This window comes from Burkholderia sp. AU16741 (assembly GCF_002223345.1).
GTDB lineage: Bacteria > Pseudomonadota > Gammaproteobacteria > Burkholderiales > Burkholderiaceae > Burkholderia > Burkholderia sola.
This window is the reverse complement of record NZ_NKEZ01000005.1, coordinates 82,582-108,181: the sequence shown is the minus strand read 5'-3', so window position 1 is coordinate 108,181 and position 25,600 is coordinate 82,582. Positions and strand designations below refer to the sequence as shown.

At 69.1% G+C, this 25,600-nt stretch carries 25 protein-coding genes; 14 read left to right on the top strand and 11 right to left on the bottom strand.

Annotation, left to right across the window (positions count from 1 at the left end; genetic code table 11):
• Positions 1 to 197 precede the first annotated feature (197 nt).
• Positions 198 to 548 (top strand): TonB family protein, encoded by a 351-nt coding sequence (locus CFB89_RS13740; protein WP_089468356.1) that lies wholly within the window; start codon positions 198 to 200, stop codon positions 546 to 548.
• Between the two features lie 209 nt (positions 549 to 757).
• On the opposite strand, the gene moaC is transcribed toward CFB89_RS13740, so the two are convergent.
• Positions 758 to 1,237, bottom strand: coding sequence for a cyclic pyranopterin monophosphate synthase MoaC (gene moaC, locus CFB89_RS13735; protein ID WP_089468355.1), 480 nt, complete (start codon positions 1,235 to 1,237; stop codon positions 758 to 760).
• Between the two features lie 268 nt (positions 1,238 to 1,505).
• On the opposite strand from moaC, the gene CFB89_RS13730 reads away from it, so the two are divergent.
• Positions 1,506 to 3,200: a M48 family metalloprotease gene (locus CFB89_RS13730; protein ID WP_089468354.1), complete on the top strand. Its 1,695-nt coding sequence runs from the start codon at positions 1,506 to 1,508 to the stop codon at positions 3,198 to 3,200.
• A gap of 39 nt (positions 3,201 to 3,239) precedes the next feature.
• On the opposite strand, the gene CFB89_RS13725 is transcribed toward CFB89_RS13730, so the two are convergent.
• The 6 genes from CFB89_RS13725 to CFB89_RS13700 all read right to left on the bottom strand — a co-directional run bounded on the left by CFB89_RS13725 (position 3,240) and on the right by CFB89_RS13700 (position 7,799).
• Complete coding sequence (locus tag CFB89_RS13725; RefSeq protein WP_089468353.1) at positions 3,240 to 3,827, bottom strand: DUF2946 family protein; 588 nt, start codon at positions 3,825 to 3,827, stop codon at positions 3,240 to 3,242.
• Complete coding sequence (locus tag CFB89_RS13720) at positions 3,820 to 4,857, bottom strand: hydrolase (protein ID WP_089468352.1); 1,038 nt, start codon at positions 4,855 to 4,857, stop codon at positions 3,820 to 3,822. The genes CFB89_RS13725 and CFB89_RS13720 overlap by 8 nt, the downstream gene beginning before the upstream one ends.
• A gap of 33 nt (positions 4,858 to 4,890) precedes the next feature.
• Positions 4,891 to 5,337, bottom strand: a complete 447-nt coding sequence (locus CFB89_RS13715; protein ID WP_034178922.1) for a nuclear transport factor 2 family protein — start codon at positions 5,335 to 5,337, stop codon at positions 4,891 to 4,893.
• A gap of 115 nt (positions 5,338 to 5,452) precedes the next feature.
• Positions 5,453 to 6,490 (bottom strand): lipopolysaccharide heptosyltransferase II, encoded by a 1,038-nt coding sequence (gene waaF / locus CFB89_RS13710; protein ID WP_089468351.1) that lies wholly within the window; start codon positions 6,488 to 6,490, stop codon positions 5,453 to 5,455.
• A 140-nt stretch (positions 6,491 to 6,630) separates the two neighbouring features.
• Entirely contained in the window at positions 6,631 to 6,825 is a 195-nt protein-coding gene (locus CFB89_RS13705; protein WP_006482499.1) for a zinc-finger domain-containing protein, read from the bottom strand.
• A gap of 50 nt (positions 6,826 to 6,875) precedes the next feature.
• Positions 6,876 to 7,799, bottom strand: a complete 924-nt coding sequence (locus CFB89_RS13700) for a branched-chain amino acid transaminase (protein WP_089468350.1) — start codon at positions 7,797 to 7,799, stop codon at positions 6,876 to 6,878.
• A 207-nt stretch (positions 7,800 to 8,006) separates the two neighbouring features.
• Between CFB89_RS13700 and CFB89_RS13695 the strand changes: the two genes are divergently transcribed.
• The 3 genes from CFB89_RS13695 to CFB89_RS13685 all read left to right on the top strand — a co-directional run bounded on the left by CFB89_RS13695 (position 8,007) and on the right by CFB89_RS13685 (position 10,560).
• Positions 8,007 to 8,762 carry an AzlC family ABC transporter permease gene (locus CFB89_RS13695; protein ID WP_089468349.1) on the top strand — a complete coding sequence of 252 codons (756 nt, stop codon included), beginning with the start codon at positions 8,007 to 8,009 and terminating at the stop codon, positions 8,760 to 8,762.
• The gene (locus CFB89_RS13690; protein ID WP_006477942.1) at positions 8,759 to 9,082 is read left to right on the top strand and encodes an AzlD domain-containing protein; all 324 of its coding nucleotides are present in this window, start codon (positions 8,759 to 8,761) and stop codon (positions 9,080 to 9,082) included. The genes CFB89_RS13695 and CFB89_RS13690 overlap by 4 nt, the downstream gene beginning before the upstream one ends.
• 281 nt (positions 9,083 to 9,363) lie before the next feature.
• Complete coding sequence (locus tag CFB89_RS13685) at positions 9,364 to 10,560, top strand: phosphoglycerate kinase (protein WP_089468348.1); 1,197 nt, start codon at positions 9,364 to 9,366, stop codon at positions 10,558 to 10,560.
• 157 nt (positions 10,561 to 10,717) lie between these two features.
• Here CFB89_RS13685 and CFB89_RS35320 read toward each other — a convergent pair whose 3' ends face one another.
• On the bottom strand, positions 10,718 to 10,846 hold the full coding sequence (locus tag CFB89_RS35320; RefSeq protein WP_256979671.1) for a hypothetical protein: 129 nt from the start codon (positions 10,844 to 10,846) through the stop codon (positions 10,718 to 10,720).
• Between CFB89_RS35320 and pyk the strand changes: the two genes are divergently transcribed.
• The 6 genes from pyk (at position 10,845) to CFB89_RS13655 (ending at position 17,652) form a co-directional block, all read left to right on the top strand.
• Positions 10,845 to 12,281, top strand: coding sequence for a pyruvate kinase (gene pyk, locus CFB89_RS13680; protein ID WP_050014704.1), 1,437 nt, complete (start codon positions 10,845 to 10,847; stop codon positions 12,279 to 12,281). The two genes, CFB89_RS35320 and pyk, sit on opposite strands and share 2 nt — an antisense overlap.
• Positions 12,282 to 12,597: 316 nt before the next feature.
• Positions 12,598 to 13,662 (top strand): class II fructose-bisphosphate aldolase, encoded by a 1,065-nt coding sequence (gene fba / locus CFB89_RS13675; protein WP_006481730.1) that lies wholly within the window; start codon positions 12,598 to 12,600, stop codon positions 13,660 to 13,662.
• A gap of 232 nt (positions 13,663 to 13,894) precedes the next feature.
• A complete protein-coding gene (locus CFB89_RS13670) occupies positions 13,895 to 14,785 on the top strand; it encodes a phosphoribosylaminoimidazolesuccinocarboxamide synthase (RefSeq protein WP_089468347.1) in 891 nt (296 codons plus the stop codon).
• A gap of 17 nt (positions 14,786 to 14,802) precedes the next feature.
• Positions 14,803 to 15,324 carry a 5-(carboxyamino)imidazole ribonucleotide mutase gene (gene purE / locus CFB89_RS13665; RefSeq protein ID WP_050014544.1) on the top strand — a complete coding sequence of 174 codons (522 nt, stop codon included), beginning with the start codon at positions 14,803 to 14,805 and terminating at the stop codon, positions 15,322 to 15,324.
• A 91-nt stretch (positions 15,325 to 15,415) separates the two neighbouring features.
• Entirely contained in the window at positions 15,416 to 16,612 is a 1,197-nt protein-coding gene (locus CFB89_RS13660; RefSeq protein WP_089468346.1) for a 5-(carboxyamino)imidazole ribonucleotide synthase, read from the top strand.
• Between the two features lie 11 nt (positions 16,613 to 16,623).
• On the top strand, positions 16,624 to 17,652 hold the full coding sequence (locus tag CFB89_RS13655; protein WP_089468345.1) for an L-threonylcarbamoyladenylate synthase: 1,029 nt from the start codon (positions 16,624 to 16,626) through the stop codon (positions 17,650 to 17,652).
• Positions 17,653 to 17,741: 89 nt separating this feature from the next.
• Here the strand turns inward: CFB89_RS13655 and CFB89_RS13650 are convergent, their stop codons facing one another.
• The 3 genes from CFB89_RS13650 to dacB form a co-directional block, all read right to left on the bottom strand.
• Complete coding sequence (locus CFB89_RS13650) at positions 17,742 to 18,881, bottom strand: SGNH/GDSL hydrolase family protein (RefSeq protein ID WP_089468344.1); 1,140 nt, start codon at positions 18,879 to 18,881, stop codon at positions 17,742 to 17,744.
• Between the two features lie 96 nt (positions 18,882 to 18,977).
• Positions 18,978 to 19,892, bottom strand: a complete 915-nt coding sequence (locus CFB89_RS13645; RefSeq protein WP_089468343.1) for a sterol desaturase family protein — start codon at positions 19,890 to 19,892, stop codon at positions 18,978 to 18,980.
• Positions 19,893 to 20,222: 330 nt separating this feature from the next.
• Entirely contained in the window at positions 20,223 to 21,755 is a 1,533-nt protein-coding gene (dacB, locus tag CFB89_RS13640; RefSeq protein ID WP_089468342.1) for a D-alanyl-D-alanine carboxypeptidase/D-alanyl-D-alanine-endopeptidase, read from the bottom strand.
• A gap of 186 nt (positions 21,756 to 21,941) precedes the next feature.
• Here dacB and CFB89_RS13635 point away from each other — a divergent pair, with 186 nt between their 5' ends.
• From CFB89_RS13635 to CFB89_RS13625, 3 genes are all read left to right on the top strand, one after another.
• Positions 21,942 to 22,604, top strand: a complete 663-nt coding sequence (locus CFB89_RS13635) for a response regulator (RefSeq protein WP_006481728.1) — start codon at positions 21,942 to 21,944, stop codon at positions 22,602 to 22,604.
• Positions 22,605 to 22,607: 3 nt separating this feature from the next.
• On the top strand, positions 22,608 to 23,954 hold the full coding sequence (locus tag CFB89_RS13630; RefSeq protein WP_089468341.1) for an ATP-binding protein: 1,347 nt from the start codon (positions 22,608 to 22,610) through the stop codon (positions 23,952 to 23,954).
• Between the two features lie 107 nt (positions 23,955 to 24,061).
• Positions 24,062 to 25,543: a DegQ family serine endoprotease gene (locus CFB89_RS13625; protein ID WP_089468340.1), complete on the top strand. Its 1,482-nt coding sequence runs from the start codon at positions 24,062 to 24,064 to the stop codon at positions 25,541 to 25,543.
• The last annotated feature ends 57 nt before the right edge of the window (positions 25,544 to 25,600 follow it).

The following is a 25,600-nucleotide window of genomic DNA, read 5'->3' as shown; positions in this document are numbered from 1 at the left end:
ATGTGAATACGGAGAATGTCCCGGCTATCCGGGCATTCCGCCGAGCAGGATCGCGATCGAGCATCGCTCGGCCGCGCGGCCGTAACGGGGCGCCGATCCGAAGGCCGCGGCGCAGTGCGACACACGCGATGCCGCCGGCGAAAGGCTGCCGGCGCGACGCGTGTGCCCAGAACAGTGCTGAAGAACGATATTAGACCATGGCCATTCGCTCGACCTACCTGATCCTGCCCGCCGTCGCGGTACTGTTTTCCGGCTGCGCGATGCTGTCGTCATCGCAGGAAAGCAAGCTGACCTGCCATATCCCGCGCGCCGTCTATCCGGATAGCGCGAAACCGCTCACGCGCCCGGCGACCGTGCTCGTGCGCGCGCTGATGACGACGTCCGGCGAAGCGCAGAACGTGACCGTGACGACGAGCAGCCGCAATGCGGCGGCCGATCGCGCGGCCGTCGACGCGATGACCCATGCGACCTGCGCGCAGACTGGCGCGACCGCGAATCCGTTCCTGCTTACGCAACCGTTCGTGTTCGAGCCGCGGCGCGGGCAGTGATGGGGCGGGCGTGCGCTCGATGGGCGCGGCCGCGGGGCCGGCACCCGAATCGCGACGGGGCCTCGCGGCAATCTCATTGGAACGATCAGAACTGCCGCTTCTCGAGCGTATACCCGTCGTCAGATTTGGGTGACTTCGTTCGACGATAGCGAGACCAGGGTCGTCGGCTTGTCGCAGAGCGAAAGGCTTATAAAGGAATACGGTTACGCTTACGCTTCCGCCTTCCAGTCCCCCGACTTCCCGCCGCGCTTCTCCCTGACGCTCACGTCGGTAATCACCATCCCGCGATCGACCGCCTTGCACATGTCGTAGACGGTCAGCAGCCCGACCTGCACGGCCGTCAGCGCTTCCATCTCGACGCCGGTGCGGCCGAACGTCTCGACCTGCACGACGCAGTGGACTCCCGGCAGCGCGTCGTCGAGTTCGAACTCGACGGCCACGCGCGTCAGCGCGAGCGGGTGGCACAGCGGAATGAGATCGGCCGTGCGCTTCGCGCCCTGAATCGCCGCGATGCGCGCGACGCCGAGCACGTCGCCTTTTTTGGCCTTGCCGTCGCGGATCAGCGCGAACGTGGCCGGCAGCATCCGGATCGTGCCGCGCGCGATCGCGATGCGTCGGGTTTCCTGCTTGTCGCCGACGTCGACCATGTGGGCGTGACCGGCTGCATCGAAATGGGTGAGTCCTGACATGTCTTCCTCTATTGGAACGGAGTGCGCACGCACGTCCCGCGATCCTGCTTCGCGATCGGCCGGGCACTGAACGCCATGCCGGCGCGACGAACCGATCCAACGGCTCGGCGGGCGCCTATCATAGCAGCGGCGTTCGCGTTGCCGCAGGCGCAGATGACGCGCGCGCGGCACGGGACAGTCGCGCGGCGCCGGTACAATGAGCCGAATATTCAGACCAAACGCCGCGATGCGCGCCGTTCGCGCGGGACGGCGTCGTTTTCATCCTGCCATGCGTGTCAAACAGTTGCTTGCCGTGTCGCTGTCGGCCGCGCTCGCGCTGCCGCCGGGCGGCCATGCGCAGAGCGCCTCCGCGCCGCCGCTCGAGCCGGCGGTTGGCGGCGCGACGTCGATTTCCACCGTGCCGTCCGGCATCGCGACCGGCGTATTCGGCACGTACGGCGGCGCGGAGAGCCGGTTCTCGGGCGCGGACGGTGCATCGGCGCCGGTCGCGAGCCTGCGCGCGCCGCTGCGTGCGCTGGAACTGCCCGATCTCGGCGACGGCTCCGGCGGCTCGCTGACGCCACGGGCCGAGCGCCGGCTCGGCGAACGCGTGATGCGCGAAGTGCGGCGCGATCCCGACTATCTCGACGACTGGCTCGTGCGCGACTACCTGAACGCGATGGCGGCGCGGCTCGCGGCCGCGGCGGCGGCGCGCTACATCGGCGGCTACACGCCGGACTTCGATCTGTTCCCGGTGCGCGATCCGCAGATCAACGCGTTCTCGATGCCGGGCGGCTTCATCGGGATCAACAGCGGGCTGGTCGTCACGACGCAGACGGAGTCGGAACTCGCGTCGGTGGTCGGCCACGAGATGGGCCACGTGCTGCAGCGGCACATCGCCCGGATGATCGGCGCGAGCGAGAAGAGCGGCTACACGGCGCTCGCGACGATGCTGCTCGGCGTGCTGGCCGGCGTGCTCGCGCGCAGCGGCGATCTCGGCAGCGCGATCGCGATGGGCGGGCAGGCATACGCGGTCGACAACCAGCTGCGCTTCTCGCGGTCGGCCGAGCGCGAGGCCGATCGCGTGGGCTTCCAGCTGCTCGCGGGAGCCGGCTACGACCCGTATGGCATGCCGGGCTTCTTCGAGCGGCTCGACCGCGCGTCGACGGGCGATGCGGGCGTGCCCGCCTATGCGCGCACGCACCCGCTGACCGGCGAGCGGATCGCCGACATGGAGGATCGTGCGCGCCGCGCGCCGTACCGGCAGCCGCGCCAGTCCGCCGAATACGGGTTCGTGCGTGCACGGCTGCGCGTCCTGCAGAACCGGGCGCCGACCGACATCTCGGCCGAGGCGCGCCGGATGCAGCTCGAGATCGACGATCGCACCGCGCCGAATGTCGCGGCGAACTGGTACGGCATCGCGCTCGCGAACACGCTGCTCGGCCAGTACGATGCGGCGGACAAGGCGCTCGCATCGGCGCGCGGCGCGTTCGACGAGCGCGAGCGGCGCGACGACGATCCGGCGACCAGTTCGCCGAGCCTCGACGTGCTGGCCGCCGACATCGCCCGCCGCGCGGGCCGGACCGACGACGCGGTACCGCTTTCGGCGCTCGCGCAGCGGCGCTGGCCGGCGTCGCACGCGGCGATCGTCGCGCACCTGCAGGCGCTGATCGCCGCGCGCCGCTTCGGCGAAGCGCAGACGCTCGCGCGGGCGCAGGCGAAGGCCGACCCCGAACAGCCGGACTGGTGGGAGTACCTCGCGAAGGCGAGCGACGGCAAGGGCGACGTGCTCGCGCGGCGCCGGGCACTGGCGGAGAAACTGGCGCTCGACGGCGCATGGCCGTCGGCGATCCGGCAACTGAAGGAAGCGCGCGACGCGAAGGACGTGTCGTTCTACGAGCAGTCGATCATCGGCGCGCGGCTGCTGGAATTCGAGGCGCGCTACAAGGAAGAGCGCGACGACGAGAAGAACGGCCGCGGGTAGCGGCGGCCGCGCGGCGAACGCGGCCGGCCTCGCCGCGGCTCACTCGCCGCTGTCGGCCGCGTCGCGCGCGAGGCACGCCGGGCTGGCGACGTAGCCGAACCGCGCCGGTACGTCGGCGCACGCGATGCTGCCGAGCGGCAGCGTACGGCCATCGCGCCAGCGCAGCACCGGCGGCTCGGCATCGAAATCCGCGTGATCGGCGAACAGCCCGAGGTCGTGATCGTGCAGCGCCGCGATGCGCGCGGGTGTGCCGCCATCGCGAAACAGCACGCCGCCGCCGTCGTCGAGCCAGGCGGCATCCGGTTCGAACGGGGCGCCCGTCTGGTCGGTGAGCGCAAGCTGCCCGTCATGCTCGGCGAGCCGCACGACCCACGGCGTATAGGCGAGTTCGACGTACACGCGCTGCGGCCCGTTCTGGAAGAACCACTGGCCCTGCGCGTCGCATGCGTAGTTGCGGCCGATGAACGCGTTCAGCGCCGCGTGCCGGATCGGCGAGCCGAGCTCGCCGGCCGCCTGCGCGGCGTCGTCGCGCAGCCGCCAGGTGCCGCGCCGGTCGAGCAGCAGCCAGCCGGTGCAATGCGGCACGTTCGGCCATTTGGCGAGCGCCTGCCTGACGATGTCATCCATGGTCGACGAATTTCGAGCAATAGCCGAACACCCGCGCCGACAGCCAGTCGACGCGGCCGGGGAACGGCCCGGTCATGAAGCCCGCGTGGCCGCCGTGCGCGGGCTGGTCGAGCTCGACGGACGGCGACACGTCGGCCGGGCCCGGCAGCGCCGATTCGGGCAGGAACGGGTCGTTGCGGGCGTTGAGGATCAGCGTCGGCACGTCGATCGCGGGCAGCAGCGGCCGCGTGGTCGCCTTCGTCCAGTAGTCGTCCGCGTTCGCGAAACCGTGCAGCGGCGCGGTCACGACCTCGTCGAAGTCGCGCATCGTCACGGCCTGCAGCATCGCTTCGCGGTCGAACAGCCCCGGATACTGGTCGAGCTTCGCGAGCGCCTTGCGCTTGAGCGTCTTCAGGAAGCTGCGCGTGTAGACCATCGCGAACCCCTGCGACAGCGCGCGGCCGCCGGCGTGCACGTCGATCGGCGTCGAGATCGCGGCCGCGGCGCGCACGATCGACGTGTCGCTGCGATGCTCGCCGAGCCAGCGCAGCAGCACGTTGCCGCCGAGCGACACGCCGGCCGCGACCAGCGGCCCGCGATGCTGCGCGGCGAGCCGGCGCAGGATCCAGTCGACCTCGGCGCTGTCGGCGAGATGGTAGAAGCGCGGCTGGCGGTTGATCTCGCCGCTGCAACTGCGGAAGTGCGGGACGACGGCGTGCCACCCGTTCGCGCGCGCGGTGGCCATCATCGCGAGCGCGTAGTGCGAGCCGGAGCTGCCTTCGAGGCCGTGGAACAGCACGAACAGCGGCGCGTCGGGCGCCGGCGCCGCGCTGTCGAGGTGCGCGACCCAGTCGAGGTCGATGAAGTCGTGGTCGGGCGTTTCCCATCGCTCTCGCCGATAAGCGACGACCGGACGCCGCGCGAACAGCGCGGGCACGATGGTTTGCACATGGCTGTTGGGCAGCCAGCGCGGTGCGCGATAGCGCAATGAATCGTCGTCGGGGGCCGGGGCCCCAGTCAGCGGCGAGGTGGGCGGAGAAGCCGTACTCATGATCGCCCCGCTAATGCGTTGCTTCGTTTTTCGTCAGTGCAGCGGACCCTGCCCGTGACGGATCTTCGCGGCGAATTGTCCGGCCGCTTGTTCAGGAATCGGGCTCGCGTGGATGTGCGCGATGCGCCACTCGCCGCGTTCGTGGATCATCACGTACGTCGCGAAAACCATGTCGGGTTCGGCCGTCAGGTCGGCCTGCTGATGCGCTTCGGCGATCGTATAGACGACCGTGCCGAGGCTGTCGTACACCCGGATGTCGAGCGGCTCGATCGTGACCGGGCGCGTCGCGAGCCGGTTGGCGAGGCCGCTGCGGATCTGGTCGAGGCCGTGCAGATGCTCGCCGTCCGCCCAGACGCAGCTGGCGAAATCCTCGTCGATCCACAGCGCCAGCAGCGCGTCGAGATTGGCATCCGCGACGGCCTGGTAGTAGGCGTTCAGCGTATCGGCAGCAGCTTCGAACAGGCGGGCAAAACGTGGCATCGGGGTTGTCTCTCGCGCGCATCGCGCGCCGTATTCAGCACGGCGGCCCGGGTGGAGCCGCCGTACACCGGTGAATCGGATTGCCCGGCGCGCCGTGCGACGCTGCCGGTCAGGGTCAGCGCTGCCCGACGAGCATGCCGCGCAAATCGCCGAATACCTGCTCGGGACCGAGTTCGCGCAGGCACTTCAGGTGGCCGAGCGGGCACTCGCGTTCGAAGCAGGGACTGCATTCGAGATGTAACCATTGTACCTTCGCCAGGTCCGACAGCGGAGGGGTGTGGCGCGGATCGGTCGATCCGTACAACGCGACGAGCGGGCGGCGCAACGCGGCTGCGACGTGCATCAGCCCCGAATCGTTGGTGACGACCGCGTTCGCGCGCGCGATCAGCGCACATGCCTCGGACAACGACGTCTGCCCGCACAGGTTGCGCACGTTCGGCGCGTGGTCGGCGATCGCCTGCGCGGCGGCCGAATCCTTCGGCGAGCCGAGCGCGACGATCTGCGTATACGGGAACGACTGATGGACGATGGTCGCGAGCGACGCGAAGTGCTCGGGCGGCCAGCGCTTGGCCGGGCCGTATTCGGCGCCGGGGCAGAACACGACGAGCGGCTTGCGCGTATCGAGATTGAAACGTGCGGATACGCGCGCCGTCTCGTTCAGGTCGGCGTCCAGGCGCGGCGCGGGCAGGGTTTTCATCGACTCGGGCAGCTTCGCGCCCGGTGCGTACGCGAGCGCCGCGTAGTGGGTCGTCATCGGCGGCCGCTCGCCCGACTTGTCGGGGTTCGCGTGCCGCACGTTCAGCAGCCCGTAGCGGTGCTCGCCCGTATAGCCGATGCGCAGCGGGACGTTCGCGAGCCACGGGATCACCGCGGATTTCAGCGAATTCGGCAGCACGTACGCCGCGTCGTAGCCGACGTCGCGCAGGTCGCTCGCAAGCTGCCAGCGGCGCAGCAGCTGCAGCTTGCCGTGCGCGAGATCGGTCGCGTAGACATCGTGGATCTCGGGCATCCGTTCGAGCACGGGCGCGACCCACGAGGGTGCGACGGCATCGATCGCGATGCGGGGATGGAGCTTTTTCAGCAGCGCAAAAAGCGGCTGCGCCATCAATGCGTCACCGATCCAGTTCGGTGCGATAACCAGCGCTCGACGCATCAGGTCGACTTCCGATGTCGTAATGAAGCACGGCGCACGGGCGCCGCGTTCGGGTTGCCAGAATGGGGAAGGGCGGCGCGCCGGGATTTCCGGCTGCGCCGCCTTGCGGGTCGGCAGGCCCTCGGGCCCGGCCGCCGGGCTCAGTGGCCCTTGACGACCTCGCCGTCGCGCAGCTTGTAGCGCGTGCCGCAATACGGGCAGCGCGCCTCGCCGTGCGATACGTCGATGAAGACGCGCGGGTGCGCATTCCAGCGCGTCATGGCCGGGTTCGGGCAGTAGGCGGGAAGATCCTTGGCCGTCAGCTCGACCAGCGGCATTTCCTTGATTTCGCTCATGAGACTTTCTCTTATCACTCTTGTGTGGGGCGGTCGGTGGCGCGGCGCGCTCAGACCTTCGTCAGCCAGTGCGCGTACTTCGCGTTCTTGCCCGACACGATATCGAAAAACGCCGACTGGAGCTTTTCCGTGACGGGGCCGCGCGCGCCGCTGCCGATCGTGCGGTTGTCGAGCTCGCGGATCGGCGTGACTTCGGCGGCCGTGCCGGTGAAGAACGCTTCGTCGGCCGTGTAGACCTCGTCGCGCGTGATGCGCTTCTCGATGACTTCGATGCCGGCGTCCTTCGCGAGCGTGATGACCGTGTCGCGCGTGATGCCGTCGAGGCACGACGACAGGTCGGGCGTGTACAGCTTGCCGTTGTTCACGAGGAAGAAGTTCTCGCCGGAGCCTTCCGACACGTAGCCGTCGACGTCGAGCAGCAGCGCTTCGTCGTAGCCGTCGGCCGTCGCTTCCTGGTTCGCGAGGATCGAGTTCACGTACCAGCCCGACGCCTTCGCGCGCACCATCGACACGTTCACGTGGTGGCGCGTGAACGACGACGTCTTCACGCGGATGCCCTTCGCGAGGCCGTCCTCGCCGAGATACGCGCCCCACGGCCACGCGGCGATCGCGACGTGGACGGTATTGCCCTTCGCGGCCACGCCGAGCTTTTCCGAGCCGACCCAGATGATCGGGCGCAGGTAGCACGATTCGAGGTGGTTCTCGCGCACGACCGCGAGTTGCGCGGCTTCGAGCGTTTCGCGATCGAACGGCACGTCCATCTGGAAGATCTTCGCCGAATTCAGCAGACGTTTGGTGTGCTCGCGCAGGCGGAAGATCGCGGTGCCGCCGTCGGCCGTCCGGTACGCGCGCACGCCCTCGAAGACGCCCATGCCGTAGTGCAGCGTGTGGGTCAGGACGTGGATCTTGGCGTCGCGCCAGTCGATCAGCTTGCCGTCCATCCAGATCTTGCCGTCGCGGTCGGCCATTGACATAGGATTCTCCTGGAAGCGGTGAGGTGCTGCGGGTGGTGTGCAGCGTTGAACCGGAAAGACGCTTATTTTAGCGTCATTTGGGGGCGATCCGGTCGGGCGCCACGGGGCCGGCGCTATAATCGTCCGGTACCGATTCCAATAACGATGGGTCGCACCGGCAGGAGGCGCCGGCGTCCCGACGAACCGCCCGCTGCGGCCCGCTTTCCGATGCTCGCTCGATTGTCCGCCACCGACCGCTTCGCGCTGATCCAGGGCGCGCGCGACTATTCCCCGACATTGATGGCGATCCTGTCCTGGGGGCTCGTCACCGGCGTCGCGATGAGCAAGTCCGTGATGACGCTCGGGCAGGCGAGCGCGATGTCGCTGTTCGTCTACGCGGGCTCGTCGCAGCTCGCGGTGCTGCCGCTCCTCGCGGCGAAACTGCCGATCTGGACGGTCCTGCTTACGGCCGCGATGGTCAACCTGCGCTTCGTGATCTTCAGCGCGGGGCTTGCGCCCCATTTTTCCTACCTGCCGCTGTGGCGGCGCCTCGCGATCGGCTATTTCAACGGCGACGTGATCTATCTGCTATTCCAGAAACAGGGCTTCGCTTACGGCCGCGTGCCGGGCAAGGAAGCGTATTTCTGGGGGATGGCGCTCGCGAGCTGGGCGTCGTGGCAGGTGTCGTCGCTCGCCGGCATCCTGCTCGCGAGCATCTTTCCCGCGAGCTGGGGGCTCGAGCTGGCCGGCACGCTCGCGCTGATCCCGATCATGGTGTCGGCGGTCGCGAACCGCTCGACGCTCGCGGCCGTCGCGGTCGCGGGCATCGTGTCGCTGATCGCGTTCGACCTGCCGTACCGGCTCGCGCTGCCGATCGCGGTGTTCGCCGCGCTCGCGGCCGGCTGCGCGGCCGATTTCTTCGTCGAGCGCGCCGACTGGCGGCGCATCCGGACCGAGACCGTGCACGAAAAGGACATCGAATGAGCGCGACCGAGATCTGGATCGTCATCGTCGGGATGACGATCGTCACGGCCGTCACGCGCGCGCTGTTCCTGATCGGCGGCGAGCGCACCGTGCTGCCCGAACGCGCACAGCGCGCGCTGCGCTACGCGCCGGCCGCCGCGCTGGTCGCCGTCGTGCTGCCCGACGTGCTCGAAACGCCGGCCGGGCTGTCGTTCGCGCTGTCGAACCACCCGTTCTACGCGGCGCTCGCCGGCCTCGGCTGGTTTTTGTGGCGGCGCAGCATGCTCGGCACGATCGTCGTCGGCATGCTCGTGTTCACCGCGCTGCGCCTGATTTTCTGAGGCGCCGCCGTTCCGGCCCCGGGCAGGGCCGCCCGGCTGCGCGCGCGCCTTGCTGCGCTGCGGCAATCCGGCCGTTCCGGCGCGCGATCCCAAATAGGCGGAATTCGCCGCCGCACGGGTCAGTCTGCCGGGTGGATCGGCTAGAATGCCCGTTCGAGATTTTTTACCCGTGCGCGTCTTGCGAACCGCCAGCCACGGCCGCATCCGGCGCCCTTTCGCGGCAGCCCGCGCACGTCCAGCGTGAACCCCCTTTCCCCATCCACTACTTCAATCTGTTCAACATGAGCCAAATCAAGCGTCTTACCGACCTGATCGCCGCCGGCCAGCTCGCCGGCAAGCGGGTGTTCATCCGCGCCGACCTGAACGTCCCGCAGGACGACCAGGGCAACATCACCGAGGACACGCGCGTGCGTGCGTCCGTGCCGGCCATCCAGGCCGCGCTCGACGCCGGCGCGGCCGTGATGGTCACGTCGCACCTCGGCCGTCCGACCGAAGGCGAATTCAAGCCGGAAGACTCGCTCGCGCCGGTCGCGAGGCGTCTCGCCGAACTGCTCGGCCGCGACGTGCCGCTCGTGTCGAACTGGGTCGAGAACGGCGTGAACGTCGCGCCGGGCCAGGTCGTGCTGCTCGAGAACTGCCGCGTGAACAAGGGCGAAAAGAAGAATTCGGACGAGCTCGCGCAGAAGATGGCGAAGCTCTGCGACGTGTACGTGAACGACGCGTTCGGCACCGCGCACCGCGCGGAAGCGACCACCCACGGGATCGCGAAGTACGCGCCCGTCGCGTGCGCGGGCCCGCTGCTGGCCGCCGAACTCGACGCGCTCGGCAAGGCGCTCGGCAATCCGGCGCGCCCGCTGGTGGCGATCGTCGCCGGCTCGAAGGTGTCGACCAAGCTGACCATCCTGAAGTCGCTGGCCGGCAAGGTCGACCAGCTGATCGTCGGCGGCGGCATCGCGAACACGTTCATGCTCGCGGCCGGCCTGTCGATCGGCAAGTCGCTCGCGGAAGCCGATCTCGTCGCGGAAGCGAAGGCGATCATCGACGAAGCGCGCGAGCGCGGCGCATCGGTGCCGATCCCGACCGACGTCGTCACCGCCAAGGAATTCTCGCCGACGGCCGCGGCCACGGTGAAGCAGGTCGCCGACATCGAAGCGGACGACATGATCCTCGACATCGGCCCCGATACGGCCCGCGCGCTCGCGAGCCAGCTCGAGAAGGCCGGCACGATCGTGTGGAACGGCCCGGTCGGCGTGTTCGAATTCGACCAGTTCGGCAACGGCACCAAGACGCTCGCCGAAGCGATCGCCAAATCGTCCGCGTTCTCGATCGCGGGCGGCGGCGACACGCTCGCGGCCATCGCGAAGTACGGCATCCACGACCGGGTCAGCTACATCTCGACGGGCGGCGGCGCCTTCCTCGAGTTCCTCGAAGGGAAGAAGCTGCCGGCGGTGGAAGTGCTCGAAACGCGGGCGGCCTGAGCGTGGCGGCGCGCGCAGGGGTGACGAAGGCCGCGCGCTCCGCGAAAGCGGAGCAGCCGGCCGGCGCGGGCAAGCGCACACGCGCGCCCGCGCGGGCGAACACCGCCCCGCGCGCACCGGCGGCCGCCGGCGACGCGGCCGTGCAGCACCACGAGATTCAGAACAAAGCGATGCCGGGCGCCAGCACCGGCACGCTCCCCGGAACGGCGGCCGCTGGGCCTGCCGCTTCCGGCTCTCGCAGCGTTTCACCCAGCGCATCCACCTTGATCCAGATGAGGAGTTTCATGCAGCGCGCCACCAAGATAGTCGCCACGATCGGCCCGGCATCCAGTTCGCCGGAGATTCTGCTGCAGATGATGCAGGCGGGCCTCGACGTCGTGCGGCTCAATTTTTCGCACGGCACGGCCGACGATCACCGCCAGCGCGCCGAGATGGTGCGCGAGGCCGCCCGCAAGGTCGGCCGCGAGATCGCGATCATGGCCGACCTCCAGGGCCCGAAGATCCGCGTCGGCAAGTTCGAGAACGGCAAGACGACGCTCGTGCCGGGGCAGCCGTTCATCCTCGATGCGGGCTGCGAACTCGGCAACGACGAGCGCGTCGGCCTCGACTACAAGGAACTGCCGCGCGACCTGAAGCCGGGCGACCTGCTGCTGCTGAACGACGGCCTGATCGTGCTGACCGTCGAGCGCGTGCTCGGCGACGAGATCCACACGATCGTCAAGGTGGGCGGCGAGCTGTCGAACAACAAGGGGATCAACCGCCAGGGCGGTGGCCTGTCGGCGCCGGCGCTAACCGCGAAGGACATGGAGGACATCCGCACCGCGATGTCGCTCGGCGCGGATCTCGTCGCGGTGTCGTTCCCGAAGAACGCGACCGACATGGAAATGGCGCGTCAGCTCGCGAACATCGCGGGCGCGCCGTACGGCATCAAGCCGAAGATGATCGCAAAGATCGAGCGCGCGGAGGCGATTCCGGCGCTGCAGAGCATCCTCGACGCGTCCGACGGCATCATGGTCGCGCGCGGCGACCTCGCGGTGGAAGTGGGCAACGCGGCCGTGCCGGCGCTGCAGAAGCGGATGATCCGGATGGCGCGCGAGTCGAACAAGCTCGTGATCACCGCGACGCAGATGATGGAATCGATGATCTACGCGCCCGTGCCGACCCGCGCGGAAGTGTCGGACGTCGCGAACGCGGTGCTCGACGGCACCGACGCGGTGATGCTGTCGGCCGAGACGGCCGCCGGCAAGTATCCGGTCGTCACGATCGAGACGATGGCGGCCGTGTGCGTCGAGGCGGAAAAGTCGGAAGAAGTCGAGCTGGACAAGGATTTCCTCGATCGCACGTTCACGCGGATCGACCAGTCGATCGCGATGGGCGCGCTGTTCACCGCCTATCACCTGGGCGCGAAGGCGATCATCGCGCTGACCGAATCGGGCGCGACCGCGCTGTGGATGTCGCGTCACTACACGCACGTGCCGATCTTCGCGCTGACGCCGCGCGTCGGCAGCGAGCGCACGATGGCGCTGTACCGCAACGTGACGCCGCTGCACGTCGACTTCAACAGCGACCGCGATTCGGCACTGCAGGCGGCGCTCGAAATCGTCGTCAAGCAGGGCTACGTGCAGCACGGCGACATGGTCGTGCTGACCGTCGGCGAGCCGATGGGGCAGGCGGGCGGCACCAACACGCTGAAGATCGTGCGCGTGGGCGAGCACTATTGAGCGCCCGCTGAGCCGCATCGAGCCGGCCCGCGGGCCGGCAGCCCGGGTCGGTCGACATCGATCCGGCACCGTTTTTTGCGCAAAGCCGCGCGGGGTCCGAAGCCCCGCGCGGCTTTTTTTCTCCTTTTTGGCCCGATTGTGCCGTGCGAACGTAACAAATTGCGAGCGGGCGCCACCGGGCGGTCGGAATCGGAGGCGCTTCGCGATAAAATGCGGCTATTCGACGCTCAGCCGCGCCGCGCCGTCCCGGTTCAGAGGGGAGCGAGCGCCGCGCCGGCGTCAGGGCGCACCGGTTTTCATTCCAAGGAGTTCCACAATGCCTCTCGTATCAATGCGTCAATTGCTGGACCACGCGGCAGAGCACGGTTACGGCCTGCCGGCCTTCAACGTGAACAACCTGGAGCAGGTCCAGGCGATCATGGCGGCGGCGGATCAGGTCGGCGCGCCCGTGATCATGCAGGCATCGGCCGGCGCGCGTAAGTATGCGGGCGAGCCGTTCCTGCGCCACCTGATCGAAGCGGCGGTCGAATCGTATCCGCACATCCCGGTCGTGATGCACCAGGATCACGGCCAGTCGCCGGCGGTCTGCACGGCGGCGATCCGCAGCGGCTTCACGAGCGTGATGATGGACGGTTCGCTCGAAGCCGACGGCAAGACGGTCGCGTCGTACGAGTACAACGTCGACGTGTCGCGCAAGGTCGTCGAGATGGCGCACTCGATCGGCGTGACGGTCGAAGCCGAACTCGGCGTGCTCGGCTCGCTCGAGACGATGAAGGGCGACAAGGAAGACGGCCACGGCGCGGAAGGCACGATGACTCGCGAGCAGCTGCTGACCGATCCGGAGCAGGCCGCCGACTTCGTGAAGCTCACGCAGTGCGACGCGCTCGCGATCGCGATCGGCACGTCGCACGGCGCGTACAAGTTCTCGAAGAAGCCGACGGGCGACATCCTGTCGATCCAGCGCATCAAGGAAATCCACGCGCGCATTCCGAACACGCACCTGGTGATGCACGGTTCGTCGTCGGTGCCGCAGGAACTGCTGGCCGAGATCCGCGAATTCGGCGGCGACATGAAGGAAACCTACGGCGTGCCGGTCGAGGAAATCCAGGAAGGCATCAAGCACGGCGTGCGCAAGATCAACATCGACACCGACCTGCGTCTCGCGATCACCGGCGCGATCCGCCGCTACCTGTTCGAGAACCCGGGCAAGTTCGATCCGCGCGACTACCTGAAGCCCGCGCGCGAAGCCGCGAAGAAGGTGTGCGTCGACCGTTACCTCGCGTTCGGCTGCGAAGGGCAGGCCGGCAAGATCAAGCCGGTGTCGCTCGACAAGATCGCCGAGCAGTACAAGTCGGGCGCGCTCGCGCAGGTCGTGCGCTGAGACTGTAGTACGATTGCCCCGCCCGGTTCTGCCGCCGGGCACGGGCTGGCCGCCCGGGTGGCCGGATCCGATCCGGCCCCGGCAGCCGTTCCGTCCGGCCGAACGAGGGCCGGCCGGCAGCCGCCGGGCGTTGCGCCCGCCGGTTCGCCGACGTATTGCAAGACCGCCGTTCCCGCCTGCCGCGGGGAACGGCGTTTCCCTTTTTGTTTGGCTCCTTATCTGCGAAAAGACGATGTCTACCCTTTACGAATCCACGCTCCGCTCGCTGCCGCTCCTCGGTCGCGGCAAGGTTCGCGATAACTACGCGGTCGGCAACGACAAGCTCCTGATCGTCACGACCGATCGCCTGTCGGCCTTCGACGTGGTGATGGGCGAGCCGATTCCGAACAAGGGCCGCGTGCTGAACCAGATGGCGAACTTCTGGTTCGACAAGCTCGCGCACATCGTGCCGAACCACCTGACGGGCGACGCGCCGGAAGCGGTCGTCGCGGCCGACGAGGTCGAACAGGTGAAGGGCCGCGGCGTGGTCGTCAAGCGCCTCGAGCCGATCATGATCGAAGCGGTCGTGCGCGGCTACCTGGCCGGCAGCGGCTGGAAGGAATACCAGGCTTCGGGCGCCGTGTGCGGCGTGCAATTGCCGGCAGGCCTGCAGAACGCGCAGAAGCTGCCCGAGCCGATCTTCACGCCGGCCGCGAAGGCCGAGATGGGCGAGCACGACGAGAACATCACGTTCGAGGAAACCGAACGCCGCATCGGCACCGAGCTGGCCGCGACGATCCGCGACATCTCGATCCGCCTGTACAAGGAAGCGGCCGACTACGCGGCGACGCGCGGCATCATCATCGCCGACACGAAGTTCGAATTCGGCCTCGACAACCACGGCAAGCTGTACCTGATGGACGAAGTGCTGACCGCCGATTCGTCGCGCTTCTGGCCGGCCGACCAGTACGAAGTGGGCACGAACCCGCCGTCGTTCGACAAGCAGTTCGTGCGCGACTGGCTCGAGGCGCAGCCGTGGGGCAAGACCGCGCCGGCGCCGGCGCTGCCGGCCGACGTCGTCGAGAAGACGGCCGCGAAGTACCAGGAAGCGCTCGAGCGCATCACGGGCCAGTCGCTCGCCTGACAGAGGGAACGTACGAAATGAGTGAAGTCCAGACCGCCCACACGCACAGCGCGCCGCTCATCGGCGTGCTGATGGGCTCGAGTTCCGACTGGGACGTGATGAAGCATGCGGTCGCCATCCTGCAGGAATTCGGCGTGCCGTACGAAGCGAAGGTCGTGTCCGCGCACCGGATGCCCGACGAGATGTTCGACTATGCGGAGAAGGCGCGCGAGCGCGGGCTGCGCGCGATCATCGCGGGCGCCGGCGGCGCCGCCCACCTGCCCGGCATGCTGGCCGCGAAGACGACCGTGCCCGTGCTCGGCGTGCCGGTCGCGAGCAAGTACCTGAAGGGCGTCGATTCGCTGCACTCGATCGTGCAGATGCCGAAGGGCGTGCCGGTCGCGACGTTCGCGATCGGCGAGGCCGGCGCCGCGAATGCCGCGCTGTTCGCCGTGTCGATCCTGTCCGGCAACTCGGTCGACTACGCGAACCGGCTCGCCGCGTTCCGCGTGCGCCAGAACGAAGCCGCGCACGCGATGGTGCTGCCGCCGCTGGAATGACGGCATGGCGCGCGGCCGCACGCTGCGGCCGGCGCCGGATTTTCCTACTGCGGCGGGCATTTTTCGCGTGCCGCCGCGACCGACCACTGACATGACCGCAACTCCTGATTCCGTTTCCCCGATCCTGCCCGGCGCGTGGCTGGGCATGGTCGGCGGTGGCCAGCTCGGCCGCATGTTCTGCTTTGCCGCCCAGTCGATGGGCTATCGCGTCGCCGTGCTCGATCCCGATCCGACGAGCCCCGCCGGCGCGGTCGCCGATCGCCACCTGCGCGCGGCGTACGACGACGAAACCGCGCTCGCCGAACTGGCGGACCTCTGCGACGCCGTATCGACGGAGTTCGAGAACGTGCCGGCCGCGAGCCTCGATTTCCTCGCGCGCACGACGTTCGTCGCACCGGCCGGCCGCTGCGTCGCGGTCGCGCAGGATCGCATCGCGGAGAAGCGTTTCATCGAGGCGTCGGGCGTGCCGGTCGCGCCGCACGTCGTGATCGAATCGGCGGCGGCGCTCGCCGTGCTCGACGATGCGGCGCTCGACGCGGTGCTGCCGGGCATCCTGAAGACGGCCCGCCTCGGCTACGACGGCAAGGGCCAGGTGCGCGTCGCCACCGCGCAGGAAGCGCGCGACGCGCATGCCGCGCTCGGCGGCGTGCCGTGCGTGCTGGAGAAGCGCCTGCCGCTGAAATACGAAGTGTCGGCGCTGATCGCGCGCGGCGCGGACGGTCGCTCGGCCGCGTTCCCGCTCGCGCAGAACGTGCATCACAACGGTATCCTCGCGCTGACGGTCGTGCCGGCGCCGGCCGCCGACGCGGCGCGCGTCGAGGAAGCGCAGCAGGCGGCGATCCGGATCGCCGATACGCTCGGCTACGTCGGCGTGCTGTGCGTCGAATTCTTCGTGCTGGAAGACGGCTCGTTCGTCGCGAACGAAATGGCGCCGCGCCCGCACAACTCCGGCCACTACACGGTCGATGCGTGCGCAACGAGCCAGTTCGAGCAGCAGGTGCGCGCGATGACGCGCATGCCGCTCGGCAATCCGCGCCAGCATTCGCCGTCGGCGATGCTGAACATTCTCGGCGACGTGTGGTTTCCCAACGGTGCGGCGGCCGACGCCGTCACGCCGCCGTGGGACACGGTCGCCGCGATGCCGGCCGCGCACCTGCACCTGTACGGCAAGGAAGAAGCCCGCGTCGGCCGCAAGATGGGCCACGTGAACTTCACCGCCGAGACGCGCGACGAAGCCGTCGCCGCGGCCACCGCATGCGCGCAACTGCTGCGCGTGCCGCTCGACTGAGGCGCGCGCCGATGTCCATCGATCTCCCGAAGCACGTGACGCCCGCGCAGATCGACGCGGCCGCCGCGCTGCTCGACGCGGGCCAGCTCGTCGCGTTTCCGACCGAGACCGTCTACGGGCTCGGCGGCGACGCGGCGAACCCCGAGGCCGTCGCGCGCATCTATGCGGCGAAGGGGCGGCCCGCGAACCATCCGGTGATCGTGCATCTGCCGCCCGGCGGCGATCCGGGCTATTGGGCCGACGACCTGCCGGCCGACGCGCACTTGCTGATCGATGCGTTCTGGCCGGGGCCCCTCACGCTGATCCTGAAGCGCCACGCGCGCATTCCGGATGCCGTGAGCGGCGGGCAGGATTCGGTCGGGTTGCGTTGTCCGTCGCATCCGGTCGCGCAGGCGCTGCTGGCCGCGTTCAGCGCGCGGCGCGGCGGCCACGGCGGCGTGGCGGCGCCGTCCGCGAACCGGTTCGGCCACGTGAGCCCGACGACCGCGCAGCACGTGCGCGACGAATTCGGCGATACCGTGCACGTGCTCGACGGCGGCGCATCCGAAGTCGGCATCGAGTCGACCATCCTCGACCTGTCGCGCGGTTTCCCGGCGCTGCTGCGCCCGGGCCACGTGACGCCGCAACAGATCGCCGACGTGCTCGGCCGCGCGCCGAAGCTGCCGGACGGCAGCGATGCGACCGCGCCGCGCGCGTCGGGCACGCTGAAAGCGCATTACGCGCCGCGCACGCCGCTCGCGCTGCTGCCGTTCGACGCGCTCGAGCCGCTGCTCTCGGCCGCGCAAACCGACGGCGAGCGCGTCGCGCTCGTCGCCCGCGCGTCGCGGGCAGCGCACTGGGCGCAGGCCGACGGCGTGCATTTCGTCGCGGCGCCGGAAGATCCGCAGGCCTATGCACGCGACCTGTACGGGATGCTGCGGGCGCTCGATCGCGCGCAGGTCGCGCGCATCCTCGTCGAGAAGCTGCCCGAGACCGTCGAATGGATCGCGGTCAACGATCGCCTCGGCCGCGCGGCGGCCGCGTTCGAAGCGCGCGACTGACGCAGTCTTCGCCTTCCGCTCGACAATGAAAAAACGCCTGACCGGCGCGAACCGATCAGGCGTTTTCGTTTGAGCGCGGGGCCGGCGGCTTACTTGCCGACGCCGGATTTCGCGATCTGCTGTTCGACGTACTGCGCGAACAGCGCATGCAGGCGCGTGGTCGGGTGGACCGTGTCGGCGAACATGTAGGTCTGGTCCGCGTTCGCGACCGTGTAGGTCTGCGGCGAGCAGAACAGCGACGAGCCGAACGCGGTCGCGTTCGCGACGCCGTACTGCGTCGCGGCCTGGACCATCGCCTTCAGGTTGCAGGCCGTATCGGTGTTCTTCACACTGAAGCCGTTCGCCTGGTAGTTGGCCGCGATGCCATCCTGCCACGTGAACGAATCGACCACCGCGACCTTCGTCGTGTCGACCTTCAGCGCGGCCAGCGTGCCGGCCAGCGTCTGGTTGAAGAGGCCCGACAGTTGCGTGAACGCGGCCTGCGTGCCGCCCTGCAGCGCGAGCGGCGTGCCGCCGATGTCCGGCACGTTCGCGACGAACACGTGCGTGGCGCCCGCCGCGACGATCTGCTGGACGATCCCGCCGAGCTGCTGCGCGGCCAGGCCGATCGCCTGCGCCGCCGCGAGCTGCGCCGCCGGCGTATTGCCTTGCGCCTGCGCGACCTGGGCCTGGTAGAAGATGTCGTTCGCGCCGCCGTTGATCAGCACGATCTGGCCGGCGTTGAAGCTGCCGTGCTGCGTCAGGTACTGCTTGACCTGATCGGCGATCGGCGTGGTGGTGGCCTGCGCGTAGTCGGGGTTCGGCACGCTGGCGTCCGCATGGCCGATGCCCGGCTGCAGCGTCACGCGCGAGCCGCCCTGCGCGTAGCCGAGGCCGCCGGTGGCCTGCAGCGGGATGCCGAAGCCGCCCTGGTTCGCGGGCTGCAGCGTGTCGCCGTAGTACTGCGCGACGTTCTGCGTCCATACCTGGCCCGGGTTGGTCGTGAAGCGGCCGCCGCCGAAGCCGAGCTTGATCTGCGAGTAGGTGCCGACGTCGGACAGGCTGTCGCCGAACGACACGATCTGCATTTTCACGCCCGACGGCGGCGTGTTCGACGCGCTGCTGCCGTTGTTGTCGTCGCCGCCGCCGCATGCGGCGAGCAGCGCGAGCGCGGCGCCGGCGATCGCGACCTGCGCGGTGCGCAGCATGCGCTGACGCGTGCGGGAAAGTGCGTGTTGTTGTGTCTGCATCGTTCTATCTCCTCGTAGATATGGCCCTGATGTGTTTCTCATCTGCCGCGTGCCTGCTCGGTTCCGGGCTGCGCGGCGGCCGTTGGCTGAAACGGTTTATCGGTCGCGCGCAGCGGCCTGCGGCACGGTGCGCGGATCTTGGTTCGCGGCCTCGGCAATCTGCGCATGATAAGCGCTCGCCCATTCGGGCGGGCCGAAAATCGCGCGCAGCTTGTTGCGCCATCCGCCGACGCGCCACGCGTCGGACGCCATCGCGACCCACTCGTGGAACGTCGCGACGAGCGGGTTGTTCGAGCCGAGTCGCTCGACGATCCCGTACTGCGGCGGATCGTCGGGCGTTTCGTCGACATAGCTGCCGAACAGGCGATCCCAGATCACCAGGACCCCTGCGTAATTGCGGTCGATGTAGCGCGGGTTGCGCGCATGGTGCGCGCGGTGGATCGACGGCGTGTTCAGCACGTATTCGAGCCAGCCGAGCTTGCCGATCGCCTGCGTATGCACGAAGAACTGGAACGCCAGGTTGATCAGCACGATGCCGACGACCTGTTGCGGCGGGAAGCCCGCGAACGCGAGCGGCAGCCAGAACAGCCACATGCCCGCGACCGGGTACATCAGGCTCTGGCGGAACGCGGTCGAGAAATTCATCCGCTCGGACGAGTGGTGCACGACGTGCGCGGCCCACAGCCAGCGCACGCGATGGCTCGCGCGATGGAACACGTAGTAGAGGAAGTCCTGCGCGACGAACAGCACCGCGAACGACAGCCAGCCGTCGTGCCACGTGTAAAGACGATAGTGCCGGTAGCAGTACGCATAGACGGGAATCACCAACAGCCATGCGAGCTTGTCGGCGCCCTGGTGCATCAGCGCGAGCGCCGCGTTGCACAGCGTGTCGCGCCACGCATAGATGCGGTCCTGCGCACGGGTGCGGGCGAGGTGCCAGGCCTCCCACGCGATGCAGAGCAGGAAGACGGGCGCCAGCGCGAGCAGAAGCAATTCGACGTCGAATCGCATGGGCGAGTGTCTCCTTCGTTCCCCTGCAAGCCATGAGGCCGGGCGTGTGGCCCGTTGTAGATATCGGTCAGGCCAACAGCCTACGCAATCGTCACGCGCTAGGCGAGGGGGTAGCGTAGAGGGTTCCCTCTGAGGACAGGGTTTCTACGGAATCCCTACTGCACGGGGCCGGGCGGTGCGGCCCTGTTTTGCGGACGCGGTGCGCGCGCGGGGCGTCGCGCGACGGTGGCGGGGGGCGTTTCAAACCGCGCAGCGCGAAATTTCGCGGGCGACGCGGTGGGGGGCGCGGGCCGCCGTGTCGCGGCGGCCCGCTGCACGGTGCGCCGATCGTCAGTGCGCGCCCGCGTAGATCCACTCGAGCAGCGTGTCGTGCGCGGCGCGTGCGCCTTCCGCGCGATCGTCGTTGATGAAGCTGACGACGACGTAGCTCTGGCCGTCCGCGCCGGCGACGTAGCCGGCGATCGCGCGCACGTCGCGCAGCGTGCCGGTCTTGATGTGCGCGTTGCCGAGCACGCCGGCGTTGGTGAGGCGGTTCTTCATCGTGCCGTCGATACCGGCGATCGGCAGCGAATCGACGAACGCCTGCGCGACGGGGCTCGCGTTCGCGGCTTGCAGCAGCGCGGCGAGCGACAGCGCGCTCACGTGCTCTTCGCGCGACAGCCCCGAGCCGTTCTCGAGCACGAGGTCGGGCATCGCGATGCCGTTCTTCTGCAGGAACGCCTGGATCACGCGGCTCGACTGCTCGGGCGTCGCGGGCGGTTTGCCGCTGACCGCGCCGATCGTCAGGAACAGGTTGCGCGCCATCACGTTGTTGCTGAACTTGTTGATGTCGTAGACGATGCTGCCGAGCACCGGGCTGTGATGCACGGCGAGCGGCCGCGCGGTGGTCGGCACCTTGCCTTCGCTCACCGGCCCCGCGATCGTGCCGCCGTCCTGCTGCCACAGCGCGAGAAAGCCGCGCGCGAAGAACGTCGTGTGATCGAGGATCGCGAGGTTGGTCGTGTGCGCGCCGCAGCGCAGCGGATAGTCGCCGGCGAACGACGCGGTCATGATCCCGCCGCCGGCCGTCAGCGTCGGGCGCGCGGCCGCGGCGGCCGCGCTGCAAGAGCCCGGGCCTTCGACGAGCTGGTTGTCGATCGACAGGTCCGCGAGCGGCGGCAGCACGTCGACGGCGACCTTGCCGTCTTCGCCCGGCGTGACCGTGAACGACACGGCCTTGAATGCATACAGCAGCGGGTCGGGGCCGACGTTGTACGGCGCGCTCGCATCGTCGTCGAACGAAGGCAGGTCGCGCGTCGATGCCGCGAAATAGCTCTTGTCGAGCACGAGGCCGCCCGCCACGCGCTTGACGCCCGCCTTGCGCAGCTTGTCGACGAGGTCGATCAACTCTTCGGGCACGAGCTTCGGGTCGCCGGTGCCCTTGATGTACAGGTTGCCCTGCAGCGTGCCGTCGGGGTCGATCGTGCCGTCCGTGTACGCGGTCGTGCGCCAGCGGTAGTCGGGGCCGAGGATCGACAGGCCCGAGAAGGTCGTCACGAGTTTCATCGTCGAGGCCGGCAGCATCGGCCGGCTCGCATTCCATGCGATCAGCGGTTGCGGATCGCCGACGCGCTCGACCACGACGCTCATCGCCGATGCCGGCACCTTCGCGCGCTGCAGCGCGACGAGCACCGATGCAGGCAGGCCGGCCGCGCGCGCGGCCGGCGACACGACGGCGGTCTTGCGCGCTTCCTTGTGGGATTTCTTGCGGGCCTGCGCGGGCGGCGCGAACGCGAGGGCGGTGCAGGTGGCGACGACGGCGGCCGCTCGCAGGCAGACGTGGGCGCGAGGGGCGAACCGGGCGGAAAGATCGGAAATCGGCATGGGCGAATACGGGAAAAGCGGGGGCTCGGGCAGGCGCGCGGGGGGCGCCGAAGCGCACATTGTAGAGACAAGTCGCGGGCCGCCCCTTGCAATCCGCCTTACTGTTGCATTGCAGGGTGCCGCGCACGCGATTCGCGGCGCTACAATGGTCGCCGTGTTTGACTCGCCCCATGGATGCGTGGCCCGATGCGGATTCTGCTTGTCGAAGATGATCGAATGATTGCCGAGGGCGTGCGCAAGGCGCTGCGCTCGGACGGTTTTGCGGTCGACTGGGTGCAGGACGGCGACGCCGCGCTGACGGCGCTCGGCGGCGAGACGTACGATCTGCTGCTGCTCGATCTCGGGCTGCCGAAGCGCGACGGCATCGACGTGCTGCGCACGCTGCGCGGGCGCGGGCTGGCGCTGCCGGTGCTGATCGTCACCGCGCGCGACGCGGTCGCCGATCGCGTGAAGGGGCTCGACGCGGGCGCCGACGATTACCTCGTCAAGCCGTTCGATCTCGACGAGCTCGGCGCGCGGATGCGTGCGCTGATTCGCCGCCAGGCCGGGCGCAGCGAGTCGCTGATCCGCCACGGCGCGTTGACGCTCGACCCGGCTTCGCACCAGGTGACGCTCGACGGCGCGCCCGTCGCGCTGTCCGCGCGCGAGTTCGCGCTGCTCGAGGCGCTGCTCGCGCGGCCGGGCGCGGTGCTGTCGAAGAGCCAGCTCGAGGAGAAGATGTACGGCTGGGGCGAGGAGATCGGCAGCAACACGGTGGAGGTCTACATCCACGCGCTGCGCAAGAAGCTCGGCTCGGACCTGATCCGCAACGTGCGCGGGCTCGGCTACATGGTCGTCAAGGAAAGCTGACGCGTGCGGTCGATTCGTCATCAATTGCTGATCTGGCTGCTCGCGATCGTCGTCGCGGGCGTGTGCATGGCGGGCTGGCTCATCTATCGGCAGGCGCTCGCCGAGGCGAACGAGCTGTTCGACTACCAGTTGCAGGAAATCGCCGCGGCGCTGCCGTCGGAGCCGTTCTCGCAGGTGTTCGGCTCGCGCACCAACGGCGACGAAGGCATCGTGATCCAGATCTGGAACCGCAACGGCGTGCTGATGTATTTCTCGCATCCGCGCGCGCCGATCGCGCCGCGCGCGGAGCTCGGCTTCTCGACCGAGCGCACCGACCGCGGCGAATGGCGCGTGTACGGCGCGATCGTCGGTGACAACGTCGTGCAGCTCGCGCAGCCGCTGTCGGTGCGCAACCGGCTGGCGGCGAACGTCGCGCTGCGCACGCTGTGGCCGCTGATCGTGCTGCTGCCGTTCCTCGGCGCGGCCGTGTGGGGGATCGTCGGGCGCGGGCTCGCGCCGCTCGGCCGCGTGACGCGCGCGGTCGAGGCGCGCCGGCCGGAAGCGCTCGATCCGCTGCCCGACGGCCGGCTGCCGCTCGAGGTGCAGCCGCTCGTGCGGGCGCTGAACGGGTTGCTCGCGCGATTGTCGTCGGCGCTCGACACGCAGAAGGCGTTCGTCGCCGACGCCGCGCACGAATTGCGCACGCCGCTCGCGGCCGTGCAGATCCAGGCGCAGCTCGTCGCGCGCGCGAAGGACGATGCGTCGCGCCGCGAGGCGATCGCGGATCTCCAGGACGGCGTGTCGCGCGCGACGCGTCTCACCGAGCAACTGCTCGCGCTCGCACGCGCGGAGCCGGACGGCGCGACGATGCGCGAACCGGTCGACCTGCAGGCGCTGCTCGCCGAATGCGTGGCCGCGCATGCGCCGCTCGCGCAGCGGCACGACATCGATCTCGGCTTCGAGGAAACGCGCGCGGCGAGCGTCGTCGCGGACGTCGGCGCGCTGCGCGTGATGTTCGGCAACCTGCTCGACAACGCGGTGAAGTACACGCCGGACGGCGGCCGCATCGACGTATCGCTGACGCGCGACGCGGCCGGCCGCGCATGCGTGCAGATCGCCGACAGCGGGCCGGGCATTCCGGCCGACGAGCGCGAGCGCGTGTTCGACCGCTTCTATCGCGACAGCACGGCGCGCGCGCGCACCGACGTGTCGGGCAGCGGGCTCGGGCTCGCGATCGTCAAGCGCGTGGCGGCGCAGCAGGGCGCGACGGTGTCGCTCGGCGATGCGGCCGCGGGCGGCCTGCTCGTCAGCGTGGTGTTCCGCGATGCCGAGATGCCGGCTCAGGCGCCGCAGCCTTCCGAATCCGTCTGAAGGGGGCGGCCCGGCGCCGGAAGCCGCTTAAGCCCCGCTTAAGACTGATTAAGCCTCCTTTAAGTCAGGGTCGTTACGCTGCGTCCTAACAACGAGGAGGTCCTACGATGAATACCCGATTCCTTGCACGCGGCACCGTCGCGGTCGCCGTGGCGGCCGCCCTGTCGGCAGGCTATTTCGCCGGTACCCGCCGCGCCGATCCGCAAATCATCACGCCCGCGCAGGCCGCCATGATGCCGGCCGAAGCCGCCGCCAAGACCGGCATTCCCGATTTTTCGGGGCTCGTCGAGACGTACGGCCCGGCGGTCGTGAACATCAGCGCGAAGCATGTCGTGAAGCAGGTGTCGCGGCGCATGCCGCAGCAGCAACTGCCGATCGATCCGAGCGACCCGTTCTACCAGTTCTTCAAGCACTTCTACGGCCAGGTGCCGGGCATGGGCGGCGACGCGCAGCCGGACGACCAGCCGAGCGCGAGCCTCGGGTCGGGCTTCATCGTCAGCTCGGACGGGTACATCCTCACCAATGCGCACGTGATCGACGGCGCGAACGTCGTCACGGTCAAGCTGACCGACAAGCGCGAATACAAGGCGAAGGTCGTCGGCTCCGACAAGCAGTCCGACGTCGCCGTGCTGAAGATCGACGCGAGCGGCCTGCCGACCGTGAAGATCGGCGATCCGGCGCAGAGCAAGGTCGGCCAGTGGGTCGTCGCGATCGGCTCGCCGTACGGCTTCGACAACACGGTCACGTCGGGCATCATCAGCGCGAAGTCGCGCGCGCTGCCGGACGAGAACTACACGCCGTTCATCCAGACCGACGTGCCGGTGAACCCCGGCAACTCGGGCGGCCCGCTGTTCAACCTGCAGGGCGAGGTGATCGGCATCAACTCGATGATCTACTCGCAGACGGGCGGTTTCCAGGGCCTGTCGTTCGCGATCCCGATCAACGAGGCGATCAAGGTGAAGGACGAACTCGTGAAGACGGGCCACGTGAGCCGCGGCCGTCTCGGCGTCGCCGTGCAGGGGCTGAACCAGACGCTCGCGAGCTCGTTCGGGCTGCAGAAGCCGGACGGCGCGCTCGTCAGCTCGGTCGACGCCAACGGTCCGGCCGCGAAGGCCGGCCTGCAGCCGGGCGACGTGATCCTGTCGGTCAACGGTTCGCCGGTCGCCGATTCGACGTCGCTGCCCGCGCAGATCGCGAACCTGAAGCCGGGTTCGACGGCCGAGCTGCAGATCTGGCGCGACAAGTCGAAGAAGTCGATCAGCGTGACGCTCGGCGCGATGGCCGATGCGAAGCTCGCGTCGAACGACGGCGGGCCGGTCGAGCAGGGCCGCCTGGGTGTCGCGGTGCGGCCGCTGTCGCCGCAGGAGCGCAACGCGGACAACCTGTCGCACGGGCTGATCGTGCAGCAGGCCGGCGGCCCGGCCGCCAACGCGGGCATCCAGCCCGGCGACGTGATCCTCGCGGTGAACGGCCGCCCGGTCACGAGCCCCGAGCAATTGCGCGACGCGGTGAAGGGCGCGGGCAACAGTCTTGCTCTGCTGATCCAGCGCGATAATGCACAGATCTTCGTGCCGGTCGACCTGAGCTGACCGGCCACGGCCGACGGCCGGCCTGGCCGGCCGCGGCGGGCGCGGCCGCTGCTCGAA

Coding starts and splice junctions, on each gene's coding strand:
- CFB89_RS13740 (WP_089468356.1), top strand. CDS start 198: ATGGCCATTCGCTCGACCTACCTGATCCTGCCCGCCGTCGCGGTACTG.
- moaC (WP_089468355.1), bottom strand. CDS start 1,237: ATGTCAGGACTCACCCATTTCGATGCAGCCGGTCACGCCCACATGGTC.
- CFB89_RS13730 (WP_089468354.1), top strand. CDS start 1,506: ATGCGTGTCAAACAGTTGCTTGCCGTGTCGCTGTCGGCCGCGCTCGCG.
- CFB89_RS13725 (WP_089468353.1), bottom strand. CDS start 3,827: ATGGATGACATCGTCAGGCAGGCGCTCGCCAAATGGCCGAACGTGCCG.
- CFB89_RS13720 (WP_089468352.1), bottom strand. CDS start 4,857: ATGAGTACGGCTTCTCCGCCCACCTCGCCGCTGACTGGGGCCCCGGCC.
- CFB89_RS13715 (WP_034178922.1), bottom strand. CDS start 5,337: ATGCCACGTTTTGCCCGCCTGTTCGAAGCTGCTGCCGATACGCTGAAC.
- waaF (WP_089468351.1), bottom strand. CDS start 6,490: ATGCGTCGAGCGCTGGTTATCGCACCGAACTGGATCGGTGACGCATTG.
- CFB89_RS13705 (WP_006482499.1), bottom strand. CDS start 6,825: ATGAGCGAAATCAAGGAAATGCCGCTGGTCGAGCTGACGGCCAAGGAT.
- CFB89_RS13700 (WP_089468350.1), bottom strand. CDS start 7,799: ATGTCAATGGCCGACCGCGACGGCAAGATCTGGATGGACGGCAAGCTG.
- CFB89_RS13695 (WP_089468349.1), top strand. CDS start 8,007: ATGCTCGCTCGATTGTCCGCCACCGACCGCTTCGCGCTGATCCAGGGC.
- CFB89_RS13690 (WP_006477942.1), top strand. CDS start 8,759: ATGAGCGCGACCGAGATCTGGATCGTCATCGTCGGGATGACGATCGTC.
- CFB89_RS13685 (WP_089468348.1), top strand. CDS start 9,364: ATGAGCCAAATCAAGCGTCTTACCGACCTGATCGCCGCCGGCCAGCTC.
- pyk (WP_050014704.1), top strand. CDS start 10,845: ATGCAGCGCGCCACCAAGATAGTCGCCACGATCGGCCCGGCATCCAGT.
- CFB89_RS35320 (WP_256979671.1), bottom strand. CDS start 10,846: ATGAAACTCCTCATCTGGATCAAGGTGGATGCGCTGGGTGAAACGCTG.
- fba (WP_006481730.1), top strand. CDS start 12,598: ATGCCTCTCGTATCAATGCGTCAATTGCTGGACCACGCGGCAGAGCAC.
- CFB89_RS13670 (WP_089468347.1), top strand. CDS start 13,895: ATGTCTACCCTTTACGAATCCACGCTCCGCTCGCTGCCGCTCCTCGGT.
- purE (WP_050014544.1), top strand. CDS start 14,803: ATGAGTGAAGTCCAGACCGCCCACACGCACAGCGCGCCGCTCATCGGC.
- CFB89_RS13660 (WP_089468346.1), top strand. CDS start 15,416: ATGACCGCAACTCCTGATTCCGTTTCCCCGATCCTGCCCGGCGCGTGG.
- CFB89_RS13655 (WP_089468345.1), top strand. CDS start 16,624: ATGTCCATCGATCTCCCGAAGCACGTGACGCCCGCGCAGATCGACGCG.
- CFB89_RS13650 (WP_089468344.1), bottom strand. CDS start 18,881: ATGCAGACACAACAACACGCACTTTCCCGCACGCGTCAGCGCATGCTG.
- CFB89_RS13645 (WP_089468343.1), bottom strand. CDS start 19,892: ATGCGATTCGACGTCGAATTGCTTCTGCTCGCGCTGGCGCCCGTCTTC.
- dacB (WP_089468342.1), bottom strand. CDS start 21,755: ATGCCGATTTCCGATCTTTCCGCCCGGTTCGCCCCTCGCGCCCACGTC.
- CFB89_RS13635 (WP_006481728.1), top strand. CDS start 21,942: ATGCGGATTCTGCTTGTCGAAGATGATCGAATGATTGCCGAGGGCGTG.
- CFB89_RS13625 (WP_089468340.1), top strand. CDS start 24,062: ATGAATACCCGATTCCTTGCACGCGGCACCGTCGCGGTCGCCGTGGCG.